General features: G+C 34.0%; 18 protein-coding genes, 1 tRNA gene and 3 rRNA genes. 6 read left to right on the plus strand and 16 right to left on the minus strand.

Annotated features, from left to right (window positions below; translation table 11 throughout):
- Positions 1-34 precede the first annotated feature (34 nt).
- Positions 35-1186 carry an AI-2E family transporter gene (locus C1I91_RS19785; RefSeq protein ID WP_128214418.1) on the minus strand — a complete coding sequence of 384 codons (1152 nt, stop codon included), beginning with the start codon at positions 1184-1186 and terminating at the stop codon, positions 35-37.
- Positions 1187-1467: 281 nt separating this feature from the next.
- On the opposite strand from C1I91_RS19785, the gene C1I91_RS29855 reads away from it, so the two are divergent.
- On the plus strand, positions 1468-1944 hold the full coding sequence (locus C1I91_RS29855; protein ID WP_128214419.1) for a M50 family metallopeptidase: 477 nt from the start codon (positions 1468-1470) through the stop codon (positions 1942-1944).
- Positions 1945-2069: 125 nt separating this feature from the next.
- Here C1I91_RS29855 and C1I91_RS19795 read toward each other — a convergent pair whose 3' ends face one another.
- Positions 2070-2459 (minus strand): DUF4829 domain-containing protein, encoded by a 390-nt coding sequence (locus C1I91_RS19795; protein ID WP_128214420.1) that lies wholly within the window; start codon positions 2457-2459, stop codon positions 2070-2072.
- A 159-nt stretch (positions 2460-2618) separates the two neighbouring features.
- Here C1I91_RS19795 and C1I91_RS19800 point away from each other — a divergent pair.
- A protein-coding gene (locus tag C1I91_RS19800; protein WP_238475849.1) for an IS630 family transposase occupies positions 2619-3682 on the plus strand; the annotation gives its coding sequence in 2 pieces (ribosomal slippage) (positions 2619-3140 and positions 3143-3682; 1062 coding nt in all).
- A gap of 335 nt (positions 3683-4017) precedes the next feature.
- Here C1I91_RS19800 and C1I91_RS19805 read toward each other — a convergent pair.
- The 3 genes from C1I91_RS19805 to C1I91_RS19815 all read right to left on the minus strand — a co-directional run bounded on the left by C1I91_RS19805 (position 4018) and on the right by C1I91_RS19815 (position 5063).
- On the minus strand, positions 4018-4533 hold the full coding sequence (locus C1I91_RS19805) for an NUDIX hydrolase (RefSeq protein WP_128214421.1): 516 nt from the start codon (positions 4531-4533) through the stop codon (positions 4018-4020).
- A 134-nt stretch (positions 4534-4667) separates the two neighbouring features.
- Positions 4668-4883, minus strand: coding sequence for a CDI toxin immunity protein (locus C1I91_RS19810; RefSeq protein WP_128214422.1), 216 nt, complete (start codon positions 4881-4883; stop codon positions 4668-4670).
- Positions 4884-4987: 104 nt separating this feature from the next.
- A tRNA-Pro gene (locus tag C1I91_RS19815) sits at positions 4988-5063 on the minus strand.
- Positions 5064-5299: 236 nt separating this feature from the next.
- On the opposite strand from C1I91_RS19815, the gene C1I91_RS19820 reads away from it, so the two are divergent.
- Complete coding sequence (locus tag C1I91_RS19820) at positions 5300-6349, plus strand: IS30 family transposase (RefSeq protein ID WP_128214423.1); 1050 nt, start codon at positions 5300-5302, stop codon at positions 6347-6349.
- A 221-nt stretch (positions 6350-6570) separates the two neighbouring features.
- Positions 6571-7335, plus strand: a complete 765-nt coding sequence (locus tag C1I91_RS19825; protein ID WP_128214424.1) for a DUF438 domain-containing protein — start codon at positions 6571-6573, stop codon at positions 7333-7335.
- A gap of 605 nt (positions 7336-7940) precedes the next feature.
- Here the strand turns inward: C1I91_RS19825 and C1I91_RS19830 are convergent.
- From C1I91_RS19830 to C1I91_RS19850, 5 genes are all read right to left on the minus strand, one after another.
- Entirely contained in the window at positions 7941-8714 is a 774-nt protein-coding gene (locus C1I91_RS19830) for a hypothetical protein (RefSeq protein ID WP_128214425.1), read from the minus strand.
- Between the two features lie 176 nt (positions 8715-8890).
- Positions 8891-9106 carry a hypothetical protein gene (locus C1I91_RS19835; RefSeq protein WP_128214426.1) on the minus strand — a complete coding sequence of 72 codons (216 nt, stop codon included), beginning with the start codon at positions 9104-9106 and terminating at the stop codon, positions 8891-8893.
- A 408-nt stretch (positions 9107-9514) separates the two neighbouring features.
- Positions 9515-9632: ribosomal RNA gene (gene rrf, locus C1I91_RS19840) — 5S ribosomal RNA — on the minus strand.
- 55 nt (positions 9633-9687) lie between these two features.
- A 23S ribosomal RNA gene (locus C1I91_RS19845) occupies positions 9688-12589 on the minus strand.
- A gap of 430 nt (positions 12590-13019) precedes the next feature.
- A 16S ribosomal RNA gene (locus C1I91_RS19850) occupies positions 13020-14540 on the minus strand.
- Together the 16S, 23S and 5S rRNA genes form the textbook arrangement of a ribosomal RNA operon.
- Positions 14541-15244: 704 nt before the next feature.
- Between C1I91_RS19850 and C1I91_RS19855 the strand changes: the two genes are divergently transcribed.
- Positions 15245-15454, plus strand: a complete 210-nt coding sequence (locus C1I91_RS19855; protein ID WP_128214427.1) for a hypothetical protein — start codon at positions 15245-15247, stop codon at positions 15452-15454.
- Between the two features lie 77 nt (positions 15455-15531).
- On the opposite strand, the gene C1I91_RS19860 is transcribed toward C1I91_RS19855, so the two are convergent.
- The 5 genes from C1I91_RS19860 to C1I91_RS19880 all read right to left on the minus strand — a co-directional run bounded on the left by C1I91_RS19860 (position 15532) and on the right by C1I91_RS19880 (position 20498).
- A complete protein-coding gene (locus C1I91_RS19860) occupies positions 15532-15828 on the minus strand; it encodes a hypothetical protein (protein ID WP_128214428.1) in 297 nt (98 codons plus the stop codon).
- Positions 15829-16117: 289 nt separating this feature from the next.
- Positions 16118-16513 carry a bacteriohemerythrin gene (locus tag C1I91_RS19865; protein WP_128214429.1) on the minus strand — a complete coding sequence of 132 codons (396 nt, stop codon included), beginning with the start codon at positions 16511-16513 and terminating at the stop codon, positions 16118-16120.
- A 229-nt stretch (positions 16514-16742) separates the two neighbouring features.
- The gene (locus C1I91_RS19870; RefSeq protein WP_128214430.1) at positions 16743-17468 is read right to left on the minus strand and encodes a DUF434 domain-containing protein; all 726 of its coding nucleotides are present in this window, start codon (positions 17466-17468) and stop codon (positions 16743-16745) included.
- Between the two features lie 116 nt (positions 17469-17584).
- Complete coding sequence (locus tag C1I91_RS19875) at positions 17585-18475, minus strand: MBL fold metallo-hydrolase (RefSeq protein ID WP_128214431.1); 891 nt, start codon at positions 18473-18475, stop codon at positions 17585-17587.
- Between the two features lie 394 nt (positions 18476-18869).
- Entirely contained in the window at positions 18870-20498 is a 1629-nt protein-coding gene (locus tag C1I91_RS19880) for a methyl-accepting chemotaxis protein (RefSeq protein WP_128214432.1), read from the minus strand.
- Between the two features lie 338 nt (positions 20499-20836).
- On the opposite strand from C1I91_RS19880, the gene C1I91_RS19885 reads away from it, so the two are divergent.
- A complete protein-coding gene (locus C1I91_RS19885; protein WP_128214433.1) occupies positions 20837-21412 on the plus strand; it encodes a TetR-like C-terminal domain-containing protein in 576 nt (191 codons plus the stop codon).
- Between the two features lie 144 nt (positions 21413-21556).
- Here C1I91_RS19885 and spoIVA read toward each other — a convergent pair whose 3' ends face one another.
- Positions 21557-23035: a stage IV sporulation protein A gene (gene spoIVA, locus C1I91_RS19890; protein ID WP_128214434.1), complete on the minus strand. Its 1479-nt coding sequence runs from the start codon at positions 23033-23035 to the stop codon at positions 21557-21559.
- Positions 23036-23363: the final 328 nt, after the last annotated feature.

Here is a 23363-nt window from a genome sequence, read left to right on the forward strand (position 1 = left end):
ATTAAGCTTTTAAAATTTGTAGATACTTCTATTATTATTTTATTTCTAACTTCTTTTTCTTTAATCTACTATAAACTTCTCTGCGGAATAGTACATATGCTACAGAAAATAATGGTATAAATATTATCATTCCAGCTACTCCAAGTGTCTTTCCGCCTACTGTAATAGCAACAAGTACCCATATGGAAGGAAGTCCAACTGAATTGCCTACTATCTTAGGATAAATGATATTATCCTCTATCTGTTTAAGGACTAAAAATACTATTATAAATATACCAGCTTTCATAGGATCAACCATTACAATCAAAAATGTAGCAACAGCAAATCCAATAAATGACCCTAACACAGGTATAACTGCCGTAAAGCCAATTAATATGCTAATAACTAAGGCATAGGGAAACTTTAATATAATTAATGTGACAAAAAACATGAATCCTAATATGGCTGACTCTATACATTGCCCTGTAATGAAGTTTGAAAAAGTTTGAGCTGTAAGTGTTATTACCTCCAATATTGAATCTGCCTTACCTTGAGGTAGAAATGCAAAAATTATTTTTTTAAATTGTACTCCTAATTTTTTCTTTTGTGTCAATATGTATATAGAAAACATAAAGGCTAATACAAACTCAACAATAGCGCTAGCAAAACCAGTAGCTACCCCTAAGGTTGATAGCAGCACAGAGCTTGCCCAGTTAAAAACCGTATTTTTAGCACTGTTAATTATACTATCCCAGTTTATCCCTAAATTATTAATCAAGTTCATTATATTAGTAGATAACCATGACTTACTGTTAATCCAGCTTTGTAGCATAGTTGTAGAATTATCAAAAGCTTGCGGTAAAACCTTTATAGTATCTATAATATTAGGAATAATTATATAAGATACCAAAACTAAAACCCCTATTATCAACACACAGGAAAGAGCTATACTAATCATAGTATTAAACTTTCCAATAACCCTTCTTATACCCTTTACTTTAATCCTAGACAAATTATTTGAGAAAAACGTTACTGGAATATTTAAAATAAATGCTATGCATCCTCCTAATATAAATGGAAATAACAGCCCATATACTGAACCTAATACTCCCATTATCCCATGCCAATAATTGAACCACATATATAGCAAAATTGCCACAACTACCAGTAGAGTAATTTTGCCTGTAAGCTTCTTTTCTAGATCCATATTATCCCCCTTCTTGTGTTAATTAATTTATATACGAAAGCTACCATCTAGAAATATAAAAATAAAATTCATAAAGATAATTATACTACAAATTTCGTCAACTGAAAGCATAAGTATATTTTATATTTTAAAACTTTAAGCTTATACATACTTTTAATAGTGACTTTTGTTTTTAGATAAATTCAGAATTTAATAAAATATAATTAATCGTTATGTAGCATAATCATAGTATAATGGTATAATTTTACTATAATAAATTCAATAAGTTATTTGGAGGAAAAATGCTATTTTTATATTTATCTGTGACACTGCTATATATATTGATAATTATAACTCTCTCAACATTATTTCATGAGTTAGGACATGGATTTTTCGCCAAGATTTTTGGTGGTAAAATAATAACTATAGAATTAGGATTCGGTAGAAAAATTGCATCTTTTGGTATTTTCCAAATTAGGTTCATCTTCTTCTGGAAAGGGCTCTGCCTATACAACGATTTAAAGGTTAATAATAAAATGTCAAGATGTTTTATACATATTGGAGGTGTTTTATTCAATTTCTTTTTGTGCATTATTTGTATCTTCTTATTACAACATACCCGCCATTTTTCCCTATATCTCAATATTTTACTAAGCATAAATTCAGCGATGGTTCTTTTTAATCTTTTGCCAATTACAATAGGACATCTTAATACTGATGGAAAGCAACTATATGCTACTATTAGGTATGGTTCTTCCAGTTTTGAAAATAAGCACTAGTTAAATATTTTCACTATTTTATAATTAGCAACAAAAATGTTAAGAACCTGAAATACAAAGTGCTAAAAAGTATTACTTTAGAATTTAATACTCTTTAGCACTTTATATTGTAATAATCAGTATTTCTACTCTCCGACCTCATCAATTAACCAAGGTGACGATTGATTTTCCCTCACTAATGTAAAATATTCATCCATATCGCCTGATTTATAATCGGACGTGTCCTTGTTATATCTACAGTTGAAATCAACCTTGTAAACCCTCACGTTATCTTCTTTAATTCCATTTACCTTTCCTCTTCCATAGGTCATATAATCTTTGCTTTGTTTATAGCTAACATCTTCTATATTCTTAAGCTTAACATACTTTAATTTGTCAAACTCAAAAAATCTTGTTCCTTTATTAAAATCAGTCATAGTTGATAATACCTTTTTGCTATCCTTTTTATTATAGAATTCAAAATATTTCTCTATTACCTGCTCTGGCCGAAGGTTTTTATCAATTTTATTATTCATCGTATTGTCGATGAACCTATTACCTGTTACTATCAATATTGAAACAAATAATAGTATATAAATTTCAATAATAAAAATTCATAGTAGAATATTACCAAATATATAAATCGCAAATAAGTGCAAAATAATTACAATAATATTTAAAAGGTTGTGATTTATATGGATAATATTTATTCAAATAATACATTAGAATTAAATGAAAAAATTAATGAATTAAAGTCAATTATGAAGGAAACTAAAAATGTACGAATGTATAAAAGATACCTAGTAATATTAAGGCACTTGGAAGGTGCTTCAAATGTTGATATTGCTAAAATGGTTTCTTTAGATCAACATACAGTCGGAGACTACATTAAAAACTACAAAGCTAAAGGATTGCTAGGCTTAGTAATGAAGCATAGTACAGGAGCTCCCAGAAAATTGAGTAAAGACCAAGAAGCCATGATAGTTGAAATTGTAACAAATAAAACTCCTGACGAAGTCGGGTTTGAATCTAGAAAAAACTGGACTATTGAAATAATTAGGCAGTGGGTGATTAAAACATTTTGTATAACCATGAGTCACAGGGGAATCCATGAAATTTTGCATAGATTAAATCTAAGCTATACAAGACCAACCTACGTACTAAAAAAAGCTGATAAAGAAAAGCAAGAAGAATTTAAGGTAACTTTTGAAGACCTAAAAAAAAACTAATTAATGGGGAGCTAGCGCATCTTCTGTTCGAAGATGAATCCATGATAAGAGACTATCAAGCTATACAGAAAACTTGGTTTAAGAAAGGTCAGCAGCGTAAAATCCCAACCTACGGTAAAAATGCTGGAGTAAAATTAATAGGGATATTGGATTATGGTACAGGAAAAGTATATTGTGAAGAGCATGAGAGGTATGATGCAGTTGTATTTGAAAGATTCTTAAAGTGTATACTAGAACAATACCCTACGGGTAAAATCGTAATGATACTAGATAATGCAAGAATACATCATGCAAAACTACTTGAGCCCTTTTTATATGAGAATAAAAATAGATTAGAGTTAGTATTTTTACCACCATATAGTCCAGAACTTAATTTGATAGAGGGGTTATGGGGGTGGCTTAAGTCAAGAATAATTAATAATGCATTCTATCCTACCTTATCTAGGGTAAGCGAAGCAGTGCAAAGGTTTATTACACATATAAATAAAACCCCTACAGAAATCATAGACAGGCTATGCATTAAAATGTAGAAGTTTTATTGAAATATATATACAACAAAAGTACATAGTACTCTTCTCAAATTTGAATTTACTTTCATTGATATCTCCCTTTAATTAATATTATCTGAGTTATCTCATAACTTAACTTGTACTTCTTTATGCTAGAAGGGCTCATTCTACTGAAAATACTTTATTATGTGGATAATTTCTGTTATAGTCCTTATTAATAATACGCTTTTTAATTTAAGAAAGTTTTATCTAAAATATAATTTTCTAATAAAAAGATAATCTTTTCATTATACATTGTGAATATCCTACTTTTATAATCGGTTCCTCAAAAATAAAAAAGTCGCCCAGCTACCTCTTCAGTGAACTTTCTGCTTGATTTCTGGATCTAAAACAGTATTCTCCTTTGAAAAACAAGTCAGACTAAACATTTTCTTTGCTATCTCTAGGGCCTCAAATATTTGATTTTCTCCAACTTGTCCCCAACCTAACAAGCTAGTAGCTTTTAACGGAGTAGTCAAATATCTCCCATATATAAGCCCATTGTCTGGATCTGGTCGCTGTTCCCCTATAGATTTAAGCAGTGCTGTCATTCTAACTTGTGCATATAATTCAGTTCCATCTTCCTCATCCACAAGCTGATATCCAACAATATAAGCTTTACTAATAGAGATATTTATCTCCTCCATCAGTTCTCTCTTTAGAGTTTCTTCCATATCCTTATCGAAAGCTTCTGGCTTTCCTCCAGTTAATTGGTACTCCCCATCCTCTATTCGAAGCAGTATACGACCATCATTTGTGAATATAATCCCATATACCTGCTTTATTTCAATATGTGATGGAACATTGCCAGAATGCCACGTTATTATTGCCATATTATCCACCTCAACTTTTATGAATTACTAAAAGTAAAATTAAAAAGCGTTCTTTCATACTATAGATTTATAATAAGATACTGTAATTATTTTTTTCAAACTGTATTCTATTATCCAAAAAAATAAAAGCTCTTCTATCTTAATTTATTTTTTCTTTTTTTAATAACCTCTACTATATCATGTAACTTTCTTGCCCGATATTTATTTTGTACTAAAGTCCAATCGATTGCTCCACATATCGCTACTGGAAATGTTGCCATAAAAGCTTTAATCACTTCGCTTGTTTTTTCTTCAGACTGCACAATTTTATCTTTATCAAGAGCTTCTAGACACTCATCAAATAAAGCCATAAAAATCCCTCTCATATAGTTAATGGTAAAAAGTACGGGATTATGAAATCAAATTCAATCCCGTACTTTTTTATAGTATTCTCTCCAAAAACATTAATTTTACTTGGTCTGGGTAACAGGATTTGAACCTGCGACCTCTAGAACCCCATTCTAGCGCGCTACCATCTGCGCCATACCCAGATATATTAAACGGAATGTATGTATTGCTTCTACATTAGCCTATATACTACAGAATCTATCCTTTAGCTGCAAGTGTATTATTACATAAATACCCATTTATATTAATTATTATAATTCAAGGAGTTATAATTTTGACTTGTTGTAAAATCAAATTGAACTAATAAAAAAAATCCATAGTGGATTATTCTGTGTTATGATTTAATCGCTAAAGAAAATAGAACACGAGGATAATCACTATGGACTATCAAAATAATAACACAGAATCACGTAAAAATAAACATTTGAATTTTAAAGAACGTGTGCTTATTGAGCTTCATCTAAAAGATGGTTTTTCAGCTTATAAGATAGCAAAAAAGCTAGAACGCCCAATCAACACTATTTTAAATGAAATTCGTCGTGGAACTACCACTCAAATTAAGCAAGGAAAATGTCTTAAAGTATACCTTGCCGATACTGGCGAAGCTGTATATAAAAAGAATCGCATAAACTGCTGTAGTACTTTTAAGCGATTAGAATGCTCCGATTTTATCAACTATACTGTGGATAAAATAAAAAATCATTCATGGTCACCAGATGCTTGTGTTGGCGAAGCTATCGCTAACGGTAGATTTGTGCGATCTCAAATGGTCTGCACAAAAACATTGTATAACTATATAGATCTTGGTTTATTAGAAGTAAAGAACGCTGATTTACCAATGAAGCTACGTAGAAATACAAAGTCTACTAGAGTTAAAGAACACAAGAAGAAACTTGGTTCTAGCATATCAGATCGCCCAGTAGAGATAAACGCTCGTAATGAGTTTGGGCACTGGGAGATAGACACTGTTATTGGTGAAAAATCCAATAATGATAACGTACTTCTTACTATTGTTGAGCGTAAAACTAGATATGCTATGGTTGTAGATATTGCATCTAAAACCGCTGAAGATGTTACTGATGCTCTTAATAGAGTACGCAGCTTGTTTGGCGACCAGTTTAGCCAAGTTTTTAAAACTATAACTGGAGATAATGGTTCAGAGTTTGCTAACTTATCCACACTTGAAAATGAAACTGATACAAAGGTGTACTTTACTCACCCATACTCATCTTTTGAAAAGGGGACTAATGAGCGTCATAATGGTCTGATACGTCGTTTTATCCCGAAGGGTAACCGTATTTCAAACTATACTTCTGATGACATTGCTTTCATAGAAGAATGGATGAATACTCTTCCTAGGAGAATTCTTAACTACAAAACTCCTGAAGAACTGTTTGAAGCACACCTAGATCAAATCTATGGACTCTAAGTAAATACAAGCATTTAGATCATAAATAGAAATTAGTTCAATTTGTTATTGCAATTTATCGAGTTATAATTTTCAACTACATGTATAGTTACTTATTTTTCTTAAATTTAGAATATAAAATTGTAATTAAATTTGATTTAAATCACAGTAATTAATAAACTTCAGTAGTAAAATTAGCACATAAACTAATTGAACAACGAAAATAACTAGGAGGAATAAATATGTTTATTGCTAATCAAGATAGAATAAAAAAACTTACAGAAGTTTTAAAAAGGCTTAATACCGAAGGTGTAAATGATGAAACTAGAAGAGAGGCTTTAAATATAGTTGCTAATATAGATCCTATTGAATTATCCATTGCAGAGCAAAGCCTTATTGAACAAGGGATGGATCCACAAGAACTCAGAAATCTATGCGAGATTCATATGGAAGTTTTAAGCGATGAGTTAGTTAAACTTAGAAAAAAGATTGAGCCTGGTCATATGTTAGATACTCTTATAATCGAGCATGATAAAATAAAAGATTTTCTTACTGAATTAGAAGAATTGAATCTTAAAATTCAAAAGTTAAATAGCTACACTGAAAATTCTGAGCTATTTGTAATATTAGAAACATTGGCTCAAAATATTTTAGATGCTGAGAACCACCACAAAAGAGAAGAAGATGTTCTATTTCCTGAATTAGAAAAAAGAAATATCACTGGGCCAACAAGAATTATGAGAATGGAACATGAAGATTTAAGGATGAAAAAGAGACTACTAAAAGAAGCAGCTCAAAATGCTTGTACTGTAGATTTTGCTCAGTGCAAAAATCAAATAGATGAATTGTCTAAGTATCTTGTCTTTAATCTTAGAGATCATATTTATAAAGAAAACTATATATTATATCCTACTGCTATAGATGCAATTAAAGATACTGACTTGTGGAAAGATATGAAAGATAAGAGTGATGAAATAGGATATTGTCCTTTCACACCAGAAAAATAAACTTATTATTAATTGCGTAATAGACAGGCTCTTTTGTGTTTTGATTACTTTAAATAAAAACTTATTAATTCTTATGAGCCTTTAATTTAAATATTGTATTGAAGTAGTCCATATTAAGATGTATAACTTTAATTCAAAATATATTTTCCCCTCCTATTTGGAATATAAATTTTATTGAAAAGTTCTACGTCTTTATTTAATATACGAAGTCACTGAAGATTCCTTCAGTGACTTTTCTTAAATTATCACTTCTTTACAACATCTATAGGTATCCAACTTCAACTATTAATTTATAAACGCCACAAACTTCCCAAAAGATAGGATTTTATAACAAGTATAAATTAAGTTTTCATAAATGTTCACTATATATACTAACACCAATACACTACTTTAATATTGCAAATAATATAATCTTTAACTTATATTATTTTTCAAGCCTGTTACTGTGACTTATCTATAGATTCAATTGAATTATGATTCTCTAAAGAATAAAAAAATAGTCAATAGCCTCATTCATGTTAGAACTAAAATGCTATTGCCCGATTTTAATATCTTTTACCCCAATGATAAGTTGCAATTGGCCTTTATCTACTTTTAGGGTAATCTTACTGCATTTCAGAATTTTTAACTCTTCTCTCTAAAGAATCATAAACTACCTTCAAATCATGACAATACAGTGTTCCTTTGAACCAATAATCATTTATATCATCAATTGGTGATACATCAATATTCTTTCCACCAACTCGTGAAACTATATACTCCTCCCCCTTATAGTTATCAAGCTGCCAACTTCCGCCTAGATTATTAATAATTAACTCGCCATAATAAGTTGCTATATCAATTATATAATTACTGTTAGGCTCAGAAGACTTAACTTTTTCAGCTTCTATTATCTTAACAAGTTTATCTAATTGTTCCTTAGGATTTTCAAAAACTAAATCATATCTTTTTGCAAAGCTTTCTGATTTAGCTTTTGTTTCTACTGATAAAGCATCAAACAACGATTTATCAGGCTTTAAATATTCCTTTGATAAAATCTCTAAGGTTTCTAAGCCATATTTTTTTATGTGCTGGCAAAACTCTTTAAGAATATCTTGAAGTTCACTTTCACTATTATAGTGCCAGAAAAATTTATCTTTAAATTTCTTATCTATAAGGTAAAGCTGATAGTCTCTCATTGGAGCCATTAAAGATGTTCTAAAAAGAAGCCTTATTGTATTTCCTAACCTTACCTTATCTACAATTATATATTTAGTCACACCATCTTCTTCTTTTTCATATTGATATACGCCTACGCTTTGCAAATTGCTAGGCTTATAGTAGTACCCATACGGTTTTAAAAATGGAGATATTATCTTCTTAATATTTTTTAATAACATATCAAGCTTACCTCATTACCTTTTCACTTAATATTACCATTGAAAAGCTTTTGCCATCAAGGGTCATCTAAAGCAAAATGAAAATCCATAATCTGCTCCACCAGCTGAAATATTTGCTTCTAAAGATTTAATCTTAGACCTCTTAAGAAGATTATGTCATAATAATAAAGTCATTATTACTTTTTATGTACTGTCTTAATAGTGTCAATAATCAATAAACTGCTAAAATAAATAATACATATAAGCCCTATTATTGAAAGCATCCTAAATATAACATCTATAACGTAGCCATTCATGCTTCCAAAAGCCATTTGTAATTGAAATAGTCCATTTATTTGTGTAAGAAAAAAACCTCCGATTATCCCAAATAAGAGGCTAAATCTTCTCTCCAATCGAATCCCCCCAATACAGAATTAGTTACAATTAATTATATATCATATAATTGCATAATTACAAACTTTTTACATCAACTAACCAATGATACTCCTAAAGGACGGCTATTATGTAAATCATATGAGTGTTACAAGACTTTTGAAATTGAATGTATTGGATATGACAATAATAGAGTTTGTGAGATTGGAAAAGAATTTCAACCTTTAGTTGAAAAGCCTGAAGATTGGTCAAGCGAAAAAGGATTTGTTATTATTAGATTTACAATGGGTACATACCATCTGTTTTACTACCTATATAATTTTTAAGGCTATATTTTAACATTATATTAAAACATAGCCAAATATAAAAACAAAAAAAGACTTCACAAAATGTGAAGTCTTTTTTTATACCATCAAGGTATTTTATTCACCTAGCGACCACTTACTCTCCCACACAGTCGCCCATGCAGTACCATCAGCCGTTCATGTCTTAACCTTCGTGTTCGGTATGGGTACGGGTGTAACCCATGAACGCATCATCACTAGATATTGAAAGATTATTCTTTCAAAATTGCACTTAAGTTTACTTTGTAATATTTATTTTGGTTAAGCCCTCGATCTATTAGTATCGGTCAGCTGAACATGTTACCATGCTTACACCTCCGACCTATCAACCTCGTGTTCTTCGAGGGATCTTACTAGCTTACGCTATGGGAAATCTAATCTTGAGGTGGGCTTCACGCTTAGATGCCTTCAGCGTTTATCCCTTCCCGACGTAGCTACCCAGCTATGCTCCTGGCGGAACAACTGGTGCACCAGAGGTCAGTCCATCCCGGTCCTCTCGTACTAAGGACAGCTCCTCTCAAATTTCCTACGCCCGCGACGGATAGGGACCGAACTGTCTCACGACGTTCTGAACCCAGCTCGCGTGCCGCTTTAATGGGCGAACAGCCCAACCCTTGGGACCTACTTCAGCCCCAGGATGCGACGAGCCGACATCGAGGTGCCAAACCTCCCCGTCGATGTGGACTCTTGGGGAGATCAGCCTGTTATCCCCGAGGTAGCTTTTATCCGTTGAGCGATGGCCCTCCCACGAGGTACCACCGGATCACTAAGCCCGACTTTCGTCCCTGCTCCACTTGTAAGTGTCGCAGTCAGGCTCCCTTCTGCCTTTGCACTCTACGAACGATTTCCGACCGTTCTGAGGGGAACCTTTGGGCGCCTCCGTTACTTTTTTGGAGGCGACCGCCCCAGTCAAACTGCCCACCTAACAATGTCCCGTCACCAGCTTCATGGTGCCCGGTTAGAATCCCAGTACTGTCAGGGTGGTATCCCAAGGTCGACTCCACATCCCCTAACGAGGATGTTTCCCAGTCTCCCACCTATCCTGTACAGACAATACCGAAACTCAATGCTAAGCTACAGTAAAGCTCTACGGGGTCTTTCCGTCCAATCGCGGGTAGCAAGCATCTTCACTTGCACTACAACTTCGCCGGATTTACAGTTGAGACAGTGCCCAAGTCATTACGCCATTCGTGCGGGTCAGAACTTACCTGACAAGGAATTTCGCTACCTTAGGACCGTTATAGTTACGGCCGCCGTTTACTGGGGCTTAAGTTCACCGCTTCGCGTTACCGCTAACGATTCCCCTTAACCTTCCAGCACCGGGCAGGCGTCAGCCCCTATACATCAGCTTTCGCTTTAGCAGAGACCTGTGTTTTTGCTAAACAGTTGCTTGGGCCTATTCTCTGCGACCTACTCTCGTAGGCACCCCTTCTCCCGAAGTTACGGGGTCAATTTGCCGAGTTCCTTAACTGTAATTCTTCCGCCGGCCTTAGGATTCTCTCCTCACCTACCTGTGTCGGTTTGCGGTACGGGCACTACATTTCTCCCTAGAAGCTTTTCTTGGCAGCGTAGAATCAAGTACTTCAGCCACAAGAGCCTTCCCCATCACACCTCAGCTAATACAGCCGGATTTGCCTAACTGTATACCTAAGTGCTTAGACTAGCATCCAATAGCTAGCACACTCTATCTTCCTGCGTCACTCCATCGGTAATAACGATTTGCAGTGGTATCGGAATATCAACCGATTGTCCATCACCTACGCCTTTCGGCCTCGGCTTAGGTCCCGACTAACCCTCAGCGGACGAGCCTTCCTGAGGAAACCTTAGGTTTTCGGCCACTAGGATTCTCACCTAGTTCTCGCTACTAATGCCAACATACTCACTCGTAATCAGTCCACCGCTCCTTACGGTGACTTCAGCCCGATTACGACGCTCCCCCTACCCCAGTAGAATAATCTACTAGCCGTAGCTTCGGTGATAAGTTTGAGCCCCGAACATCTTCGGCGCAGGATCTCTCGACTAGTGAGCTATTACGCACTCTTTTAATGAGTGGCTGCTTCTAAGCCAACATCCTAGTTGTCTTAGAAATCCCACATCCTTTCCACTTAACTTATACTTTGGGACCTTAGCTGACGATCTGGGCTGTTTCCCTTTTGACTACGGATCTTATCATTCGCAGTCTGACTGCCGGACTAATACTATATGGCATTCGGAGTTTGATAAGGTTCAGTAAGCGATATGCCCCCTAGCCCATTCAGTGCTCTACCTCCATTAGTCATATCCGACGCTAGCCCTAAAGCTATTTCGGGGAGAACCAGCTATCTCCGAGTTCGATTGGAATTTCTCCGCTATCCACAGCTCATCCCATGGTTTTCAACACCAACGTGGTTCGGTCCTCCACGAAGTTTTACCTTCGCTTCAACCTGGCCATGGATAGGTCACCCGGTTTCGGGTCTACGGCATGCAACTATTCGCCCTATTCAGACTCGGTTTCCCTTCGGCTCCGTACCTTAAGTACTTAACCTCGCTACATACCGTAACTCGTTGGCTCGTTCTACAAAAGCACATCATCACACACATATGGTGCTCTGATCGGTTGTAGGCACACGGTTTCAGGTTCTATTTCACTCCCCTCCCGGGGTTCTTTTCACCTTTCCCTCACGGTACTTCTTCACTATCGGTCATCAAGTAGTATTTAGCCTTGGGAGGTGGTCCTCCCTGCTTCCCACAAGGTTTCACGTGTCTCGTGGTACTCTGGAGCAGAACTAGTTTATTATTATTTTCACTTACAGGACTATTACCTTCTACGGTATATCTTTCCAGATATCTTCAATTAATAATAACTTCACCTTATGTTCTGTCCGCAACCCCAAAGATAAATCTTTGGTTTGGGCTCTTCCGATTTCGCTCGCCGCTACTGACGGAATCGATTTTTCTTTCTCTTCCTCTAGGTACTTAGATGTTTCAGTTCCCTAGGTTTACCCTCCTATAGCTATGTATTCACTATAAGATACGTAGGGTTACCTACGTGAGTTTCCTCATTCGGAGATCTTTGGATCACAGGCTATTTGCGCCTACCCAAAGCTTATCGCAGCTTGTCACGTCCTTCTTCGGCTCTTGATGCCAAGGCATTCACCATGCGCCCTTTCTAACTTAACCTATGTCGTGTCATTATAACCGGCGCATTACTTCGTCACCTTCCTCACTACGCTGCTCACTTACCTGAAGTAAGCTCCGCGGCTCGTTCGTCGGTTCCTCGTACTGCTTGGTTCTAATGCCACTCCAATTTGCTTCGCAAATTTTGCGTCTGACTTATATATGTACTGTTCGCACTTGTGCGTTTGTACTATATAGATTAACCGCATATTTTGCATTTGAACAAACCGGATACTGACTTCAATACTAGCGTGCATTGTTTGTCAGTAGTTATATTACAAAGAATTAGTAAATATCTTTACTTTAACTTATGTGCAATTTTCAAAGAACAATCTGAGATACTTGGTATCTCAAAATTAAACAGAGTAAATAACAACCAGAATTCGTGTATATTAAGTCTGAAATGCATCAGTGCTTAATAATTTCTCCATAGAAAGGAGGTGATCCAGCCGCAGGTTCTCCTACGGCTACCTTGTTACGACTTCACCCCAATCGCTGACCCTACCTTCGGCTGCTGCCTCCCTTACGGGTTAGCTCACAGACTTCGGGTATTGCCAACTCTCATGGTGTGACGGGCGGTGTGTACAAGGCCCGGGAACGTATTCACCGCGACATGCTGATTCGCGATTACTAGCAACTCCGGCTTCATGTAGGCGAGTTTCAGCCTACAATCCGAATTGGGACAAGTTTTTGAGATTTGCTCCACCTCACGGTCTTGCGTCTCTTTGTACTTGCCATTGTAGCACGTGTGTAGCCCCTAGACATAAGGGGGCATGATGATTTGACGTCATCCCCACCTTCCTCCCGGTTAACCCGGGCAGTCTCGCTAGAGTGCTCAACTAAATGGTAGCAACTAACAATAAGGGTTGCGCTCGTTGCGGGACTTAACCCAACATCTCACGACACGAGCTGACGACAACCATGCACCACCTGTCTTCCTGTCGATACCAAAGGTACCGACTTCCCCGATTAAGGGTAATTCAGGAGATGTCAAGTCTAGGTAAGGTTCTTCGCGTTGCTTCGAATTAAACCACATGCTCCGCTGCTTGTGCGGGCCCCCGTCAATTCCTTTGAGTTTTAATCTTGCGACCGTACTCCCCAGGCGGGATACTTATTGTGTTAACGGCGGCACGGAGGTATCGAAACCCCCACACCTAGTATCCATCGTTTACGGCGTGGACTACCAGGGTATCTAATCCTGTTTGCTCCCCACGCTTTCGAGCCTCAGTGTCAGTTACAGTCCAGAAAGTCGCCTTCGCCACTGGTGTTCTTCCTAATCTCTACGCATTTCACCGCTACACTAGGAATTCCACTTTCCTCTCCTGCACTCTAGATATCCAGTTTGGAATGCAGCACCCAAGTTAAGCCCAGGTATTTCACATCCCACTTAAACATCCACCTACGCTCCCTTTACGCCCAGTAAATCCGGACAACGCTTGCCACCTACGTATTACCGCGGCTGCTGGCACGTAGTTAGCCGTGGCTTCCTCCTTGGGTACCGTCATTATCGTCCCCAAAGACAGAGCTTTACAACCCGAAGGCCTTCATCACTCACGCGGCGTTGCCGCATCAGGGTTTCCCCATTGTGCAATATTCCCCACTGCTGCCTCCCGTAGGAGTCTGGACCGTATCTCAGTTCCAATGTGGCCGATCACCCTCTCAGGTCGGCTACGCATCGTCGCCTTGGTGAGCCATTACCTCACCAACTAGCTAATGCGCCGCGGGTCCATCTTATAGCGGATTGCTCCTTTGATTTTCATTTCATGCGAAACGAAAATATTATGCGGTATTAATCTTCCTTTCGGAAGGCTATCCCCCTCTATAAGGCAGGTTACCCACGTGTTACTCACCCGTCCGCCGCTAAGAAAGTTCCGAAGAACTTTCTCCGCTCGACTTGCATGTGTTAGGCACGCCGCCAGCGTTCGTCCTGAGCCAGGATCAAACTCTCAATTTAAAGTTCAATCATAGCTTACTTACTTAGTAAGTCTTTTTTCAAAAGAATTGCTGGTTTAAGTCTAGTTTTAGACTTTGTTTATTTTACTCTGTTTAATTTTCAAAGACCAAGTTGTTTTGCTGCATTTCTGACAGCTCATTTATCTTACCACCGTAAGATTTCTTTGTCAACATACTTTTTAAATTTATTTTTAAATCTTAATTTAAAACTTAAATTTAAATTTCTGTGCTTTGTCGCTTTCTGTTCCAGCGACATGACTAATAATATCATATATCTATTCTTCAATATAAATCTAATGTATTGTAAGAGGTAAATACTTGTCCATTAGTTACTTTTCCTCTGAATTTCGAGATTTTACGCTAATTGATACACTTGGTTATGTTATCATATAATAATTGACTAGTCATATTTTTCTGCAAATTTCATGCTACTCTTTATAAATTTTTCAGAGACTTTTTGATAATATAAATTTCAATAGGGAGCTAATAGTTTATGTTTAATTGTAGAACTATACTTTTACTAATTATCATCCCTATAACCTAACTTATCTTTATATAATAAATAGACTTAGATCTAAAGCTAACTATTTAAAGACCTACTTATCTAAACCAAAGCATCATAAACATCATACATCATTTATACATATATAGCCCATATTATAGACAAACTAAGAAAGTATCTAGAAATTATGGAGGTAAGAAACTATGCAAAAAAGTCATGTTGATATGGAGAAATTAAATGGAATACATGAAGGAGAACATTTTGAGTTTAGAGATGTAGTATCAGCTACATTACCTAATAGCGACCATGCAAAGGATGGTGCTATATTTAATAAAGAAGTTGAAGAAGGATTATATACTAATATAGTGGTCGTTAACGAAGATGCTGATCATGTAAGATATAAAAAGATTTAATTGCCCCAATACTAATTATCTATTTTAGAGCTTTTTGATTAGCTGCGTTTTTAAGTGTTTAATTATACATATATAATTTAAATTGCTTGCAGTCTCTTATTTAATATAATGTCTATGATTAAGGATATTGTTGAAATTAAGTGGTTATGAAGGAGCTGCACTATGAGCAAGCTATTAGAATCAAATGATTTTTCAGATGGAATGGCTTTAAAAATTACTAATACGTTCTTCATTAGTAATTTTTTGCTCATCTGCCTTTTCTGAAGGTAAGTGAAGAAATTCTGATAGGCATCGTATTCTCTATATTTACTCTTTATTGGAATACCCTTTTCTATTTTTCTAGAATTGAAACATATAGGATTCATAAAACACATATGTATAATAAAGATCAAAACTGTACCGTTATAGCCTAATTAGTTTACATTCTTAGCCATGGCATAAGAAAGATATCATCTTAATTTTTTACTTAAGCTTGAGCATAAACTGATTAAACACTTAATTCTAATACTATATTTTAACCTGCGGTTCATTAAGAATAAAAGACGTTAACGATATTTTCATTAGCGTTTTTTATTCTAAATTCACCTAATAATATGTAATATGTATTTTCATATATTAGTTTAGTACTTAATATCTTGTCATCAGTAATATTATTACAATATGTTATTTTGCGTTTACGTATTCTCTATCTTTCTCCATTATATGTTCTTTTATCCACATAACTATGAAGTCTAATAAGTCTTGTACATATTTGTCTTGATTTGAGTCAACATCGTTTAAGTTAACGTTACTTACCTTTTGTATAAAAGAATCATGCTCAATCTTATGGCTAAATAATTTCTTATAGCCTATGCTTGCAAGATACTCTTCTTCAGCAGTGAAATGAAACTGTGCATAGTCCTTAAGCTCAATTATTATGTCCATTATTCTATCGTACTTGTCTACATAGAAGTCGTTCACTAAAAGCTCATAACCTTTGTTGGCTATATCAAAAAGCTTTCTATGCTCAGCATCTATTTTTTCCATTCCAAGTTCATACTCTGATTTCCATTCAAACATTTTACCTACTCCTCTTATTATTAAAATGACAATTTTATGTATTATTTTTCGACAATACTACTTTAACATATTATATGCTCATATTTAAATAGATAAAATTTATTTTACTATAAATTTAACAATGTACACTTTTTAAAGTTGTCCCCATTAAATATAAAAGCTATTTTCAACAATCCTATGATTTCAAAAGTAGCTCTTTTAACCTTATTAGTAATACACCTTCTACTAACTACTCTAAGTCTCTTATCTTACTAAAATCAATAATATATCCAGTTTTTATGTTTTCTTCTATAATTCTTTTGTTCAAATTAATCCAGCTGCTGCACTTATCAAGGATTATTGCATCTGTGGTAATAACATAATCTAATTTTTCTAGGGTTGAATCTACATTATTTATATTTTCAACCACTACTTCAAAACTATACTTGTCTAATAACTCTAATATTTTCAATTTTAGCTTGCCTGAATTTGAAACCTGACTATCTAGATAAAAGCTTACTTTTGCTATACCTAAATTTTCAAGTGCTTCTCCTATTAGATCAATTGCAAGCTCTGTTTTATCAATTAATCTATAGGTTCCTCTTAGACCAGCCAAATCTCTAAAGGTTCCATCCATGCATTTGATTATAGTGGAATCTGATAAAGCCACCTCTAGTGTTATTATTGTATTGAAACCATCAGCATTAACCGAAGCTCCTTTTAAATTAGTTAAAACTTCCTTGTCTTTTCTAATATTTATACTTTCTTTAGGGGAAATAGCCCTAGCTAATGCCATCCTTTGTCTCTCTGAAAACAAATAATGGTTTCCCACAAATACTGATGCTGATTTTGTATTATACCCCTGGTTAATAAGGTAATACAGATCTCTAGCTCCTTTATTTAACTTTTCTATAGCTTCTATACTAAATTCTTTTTCATCACTAGGAACATAACCTCTTTTTACAACTTTACTCACATCTACCACTTCCTATTAAAATATCATTACTTTATCAGTTAAATATTCTTTCCTCTACATATGTATCTAAGCCATCCAAGCATCTTTATATCCAACTTTATATAAAGTATAAGTTTCTAATGAATAAAAACAAGTCTATTACCTTTAAGAATAGGACTAATCAGTTTCTGCTCTGATAGATATTCAATATAAGACTTTGTTAATCTTTCAATCAAAGCGTACTTATACCTGTTGTTTATAGTAATATTAAATTCTCTTATTACAGCTTCTAAAATATCTTCTTGTGACATGTTATCTTCTATAATTTCATAGATCTTATTTGCTTTACTTTTATAAAAATCTATATTAGCTTCTATTAGTTCAGAAATATCCTCATAAGTTCCTTTATGTGCTATGATATAAATGCTACTTTTTAAAGAATACAGTTTTTCTTTACTCTTCAAATCTTCACTTAATATATACGCGTATGGTAGCTTTGAAGCTCTCATAAGTTCATAGCTTATAAGACAATCTCCAAGATAAGCTACGTCATCAGGGGTAATAATACATACATGTTCAGCGCTATGGCCTGGAGTATGATATATATTAAATCTAATTCCACAGATTTCAACCTCTGAATCTTCTTCTGAAATAAGTATATCTGTATGGCAAATCATATTGGAATAACTTTCCTTAGTCTCTTCAAAAGTCAAATTGCTGTAGTAACTCTTTAAATTTATCAAAGAACTACATATAAGTGCTTCATAAGAAGGCATTGCGATGATACTATTGTATTTTCTTTTAAAATAATCATTGTTTCCAACATGATCAGAATGAGCATGCGTACATATGATACCCACAACCTTAAAATGACTTTCTTCTAGAATCTTATCTATATTCCTTCCTTCTCTATTTGCTAGACCTGAATCCATCAAAATGACTTCATTTTCATTTACCTTATAAAAAGGTATATAAGTTCTTCCTGTATCGATATAGTATGTATTTCCTCTTATATTATTTATCTTCATATCTCTATATTGTGAAAAAGTAACCTGCAAATATGCATATGATACTCCTATCTATTACATATATGCCACTATTCACTGCCTTTCTTTTTAGCTTATTCTAGAAATTATAATATTAAATTTATCCATTCTCAAGTTATTAGCTTTATTTTTCATAACTAAACATACCTTTAAATTATGCTATTAACGTAGAATATTATTAAGAATCTATACATATGCACCACTTAACGCTAAAACTTACATTTTCAAATACTCCTCCCCCCCACACAGATGAGTATTCAAAATAGATTTCATACTAAACTGGTATAACTTCAAAGAATACCTAAATCAAATATATATTATTGTTTTCGGAAAAATTAAAAATGCATCCTTTTGTAAAGAATGCATTTTTACACATTTATATTTTAAACTTCCCAACCATATCACTTAAGTTTTCTGCCATTTTCACTTGTTTAGTAGAGGTTTCCGCAACTATATCCGTAGAAGCAGATATTTCGTTCATAACTTTTAGTATGTCTTGTGAACTTTCAGCACTTTGCTGTGAAGACGCGGCTACTGCTTGTATAGTATTTGATGTCTGCTGTACCGCCTCTACAATCTGTTTAATACTAGTTGATAAGTAATCATATAGGTTAAAGATCTGTTCTGCATCCTCTTCATATTGATTCCCTACGTTAACTAACATTTCGTAATCAGGAGTAATCTTATCATTTATAAATTTTAATATATCCTCAGTATTTAACGATAAATTATCAAAGGCTTCTCTAACATCTGTAATGGTCTTATGTATCGTAGATACACTTTCTGAAGACTGCTCAGCAAGTTTTCTTACTTCATCTGCTACCACAGCAAACCCCCTACCAGCTTCTCCTGCTCTCGCTGCTTCGATAGCTGCATTTAGTGCCAAAAGATTAGTCTGACTAGCTATAGAAGATATGGTGTCAGCCATTAGTACTATTTCCTCTAGTACCTTAACATTTTCCATGGCCTTCACTATCTGATTACTCTTTTCCTTATACAATACTTCAAGTTCTTTTTTAGATTCAGTTGCAAGCGACTTTACCTTTAATGCTCTTTCTCTTATTTCTGTTGCAGATTCGCTTCCACTCTTAACCTTTTCATATATTTCATAGGAAGTTGATTCCACCTCCTCAGTATAACTATTTGCCTCTTCTGTTGCTGCACTGTTTTCTTCAATCACCTCAGATATCTGCTTAACAGAACTGTTTATTACCTTTAAATCCTCAGCAACTTTTCCCACAGAATAAGCAAGTTCCGAGCTACCACTATTTAATTCAGAAGAATTGCTTATGATTTCTTCTACCAAAACTCTTGTATTATTCGCTGAATTTTTTAAGGAATTAGATAAATCTCCAATTTCGTCTTTTCTATTTACTTCTCTTCCAAAAGAAACATCTAAATTGCCTCTGCCAATTTCGTCTGACAATGAAACTAGTTTTTTAAGTGGTTTAGATATAAACTTTCTAGTGACAATTGAAATAACTATGTATCCAAAAAGATTAAAGCCAATGCCAATAAGTACAAGATTCAAAAGCATTGAATGAATATTTTCAAGTTCATCATCCAATGAAAATTGAATTCCCGCAACGTATTTAACTTTTCCATCTATATGTACTGGTGTAGTAACATCAATCACTCCATCTTCTACTATTGTTACAGTCCTATCCTCTTTTGCGGCTTTTATATCTTCTGGATCTGCCTTTTTTCCTATCTTTCCTTTATCAATTGCGGCCACGTCAGTAGAATCTCCATCTATGTCATAAATATCAAAGTCCTTTATGTCATTGTCTGATTTTTTTATATTATCCAATGTTCTTTGAATATTTTCTGTAGGCTCATCTTTATATAACGAGGCCTCTATAGCCTGTATTACAGCCAAACTCTTACTCTCTTCTTGCTTAATCATCGTAGTTTTGTTTGTAATGTAAACAAAACTTAAACAAGAAAATAAGATTACTATCAGCAAGCTGTTAAAAATTAAAGAAATTTTCTTTGGTAAACTCATTAATATCTCCCCTTTGTTATAAAAATATCATTATAAAGTCGTTTACTATAAAAAATAAAATTTGGTATAATAAATACAATGTCTATAATTATACAATACTGATTATGATTAACAATGAACACTTACCTAACTTTTGTTAATCTTTAATATAATTTGTTGAATTTTAGTATAAATTTTATCATTAAGACTACAATTCGTTTTAAAGAGATGTTTTACTTACATTTAACTTCAAAATTTTATCTCCAGGAATAAGTTATATTAATAAAAAATCGTTATACTTTTAACATAATTACATATTTTGATCAAATATTTATTATTAACTAATGAGGTAATTGACTATGAGTAGAATCACTATTGAAGAAAGCAATACTACTAAAAGAAAAATAAGACAAGCATTTATTGAAATTTATAAAACAAAACCACTTGATTTAATAAGTGTAAAAGAAATAACTTCCTCGGCAAACTTAAACAGAGGAACCTTTTATATTTATTATGAGAATATTTACTCAATGCTTGATGAAATTGAATATGAGATAATTTCCCACTTAACTGGAATGACAAATAAATTACCAGAACAAACTTTAACTATAACTCCTGAAGAACTATCAATCCTAATCCGACCTATTTTTGAGTACATTGAAAATAATTATACCTATTTCCTTGCTTTACTTGGAGAATTTAGTCGTCCAACTTTTAAAGACGAGCTTAGCAACCTTATGAAAGCTAACCTTACCAGAAGATTTATACTGAAAAATAATAACTTAGGAGAGTTGCAACAGTACGTTATAGAATATTTTATTTCTGGACAGATTGGCATAATTCAATATTGGATAAAGTCTGGTATAAAAATTTCTTCAGAACAACTTATAAAACTTATCACAAAAATAATATGTTTTGGAATAGTAGATTTATAATTATAATCAAACCTTAACTTTTATTATAATTGGTCACCTGATTTCAAAAGGAGCTTTAACAAGGCTAATTCTCATAATCTAGTTTAAAGAAAAAATAACCAATTACATTACCTCTTCAATAATGTAATCGGTTATAATTTTCAACTATAGAATAATGCAGATAAGACCGCCATTTCCTTCATTTATTATCTTCTGAAGGGTCTTTTGAATCTTAACCTGAACATCTTCTGGCATCTTGTAAAGCTTGTTCTGTAGACCTTCTTTCACAAGAACTTCAAGAGACTTACCAAACATGTTACTCTGCCATAGCTTTGTTGGATCACTTTCAAACTGTTCCAGTAGAGACTTGAACAACTCTTCTGTTTCTTTTTCTGTTCCCATTATAGGAGAAATCTCTGTTTCAATATCTGCTTTTATAAAGTGAAGGCTTGGAGCACTAGCCTTAAGCTTAACAACGTACTTACCACCTTGCTTTACAAACTCTGGATCTTCAAACTTCATCTCTGATAATTGAGGAGCAACAAGTCCATAACCAGTTTCTTTTACTTCTTTCAAAGCATCTGAAACTTTATCATATTCTACCTTAGCTTCATTAAGGTCTTTCATTAAAGTCATAAGTTCACTTTCTGATGCTATATCATGTCCGCATAGTTCACTAAGTATCTTATAGAAAATACCATGCTTTGGATTAAGCTTTATCCTTGCTGTTCCATCGCCTAGGTTCATTTCGTCAATATCAGTTACTCCCATGAAATCCTCGTCCCTATATCCATCCAAGCAAGTCTTTATGTCTCTAACTTTAAATATGTTTTTACACATATCCTTAACTATGTTTAAGAAATTCTCTTTCAACCAGTGAGCTGGATCTAACTTTTCTATCCATTCTGGCATATCTATGTTTATTTCTTTCACTGGGAATTCCTTAAGTACTTTTTTGAATAAATTGGTTATGTCCTCTTCCTTCATGGATAATACATCCATAATCTGAACTGGTACACTATACTTTGCTTCAAGTTGAAGCTTAAGCTCCTTAGTCTCTGGGGCATTTACCTTAGTTGTATTAAGTACAATTATAAAAGGCTTATCTATTGTTTTTAATTCTTGAATTACTCTTTCCTCAGCTTCAACATAGTCATCCCTAGGTATTCCTGTTATACTTCCATCAGTAGTTATAACAAGCCCTATTGTGGAATGATCTGTTATTACCTTCCTTGTTCCTATCTCTGCCGCATCTTCGAAAGGAATCTCGTAATCAAACCATGGAGTAGTAACCATCTTAGGTTGCTCACCTTCCATGTAGCCCAAAGCTCCCTTTACGATGTATCCTACGCAATCAACCATTCTTACCTTAAACTTTAAGCCTTCATCCAATGATATTTCTATAGCTTCATTTGGTATGAATTTAGGTTCAGTGGTATGAATACTCTTTCCAGAACCTGACTGTGGCAGTTCATCCTTTGCCCTTTCTTTTTTATATGAATTTTCTATCTTTGGTATTACCATAAGATCCATGAATCTTTTAATGAAAGTAGACTTACCAGTTCTTACAGGCCCAACAACACCAACGTAAATGTCTCCTTGGGTTCTTTCAGCTATATCCTTATATATATTAAAGCTGTCCAAGATATACCCTCCTATATATATTATTAACACTACATATATATTGAAAAAATACTTAAAATATACATGGTTTCTTTGTAGTTCATAATATTTATCTTCTTACTTTCATTATGAAGTTAATATAAAGCCATCTATCTTAAATAAATTCTAGTGTCTTATTAATATTAATATGTGACTTCAATAAATATGCCTATAAATCTACTTTAATTATTTTTTCTTTGATAACTTTCTAGGTATATTTTCAAACCTCCATTCACGCCCACTCCTCGCCGGATAACTTTATAAATATTTAGAAGTAAAATCCAATTATTTGTGGACAAAATAATAATTT

The organism is Clostridium manihotivorum, assembly GCF_004015185.1.
Taxonomy (GTDB): domain Bacteria; phylum Bacillota; class Clostridia; order Clostridiales; family Clostridiaceae; genus Clostridium_AR; species Clostridium_AR manihotivorum.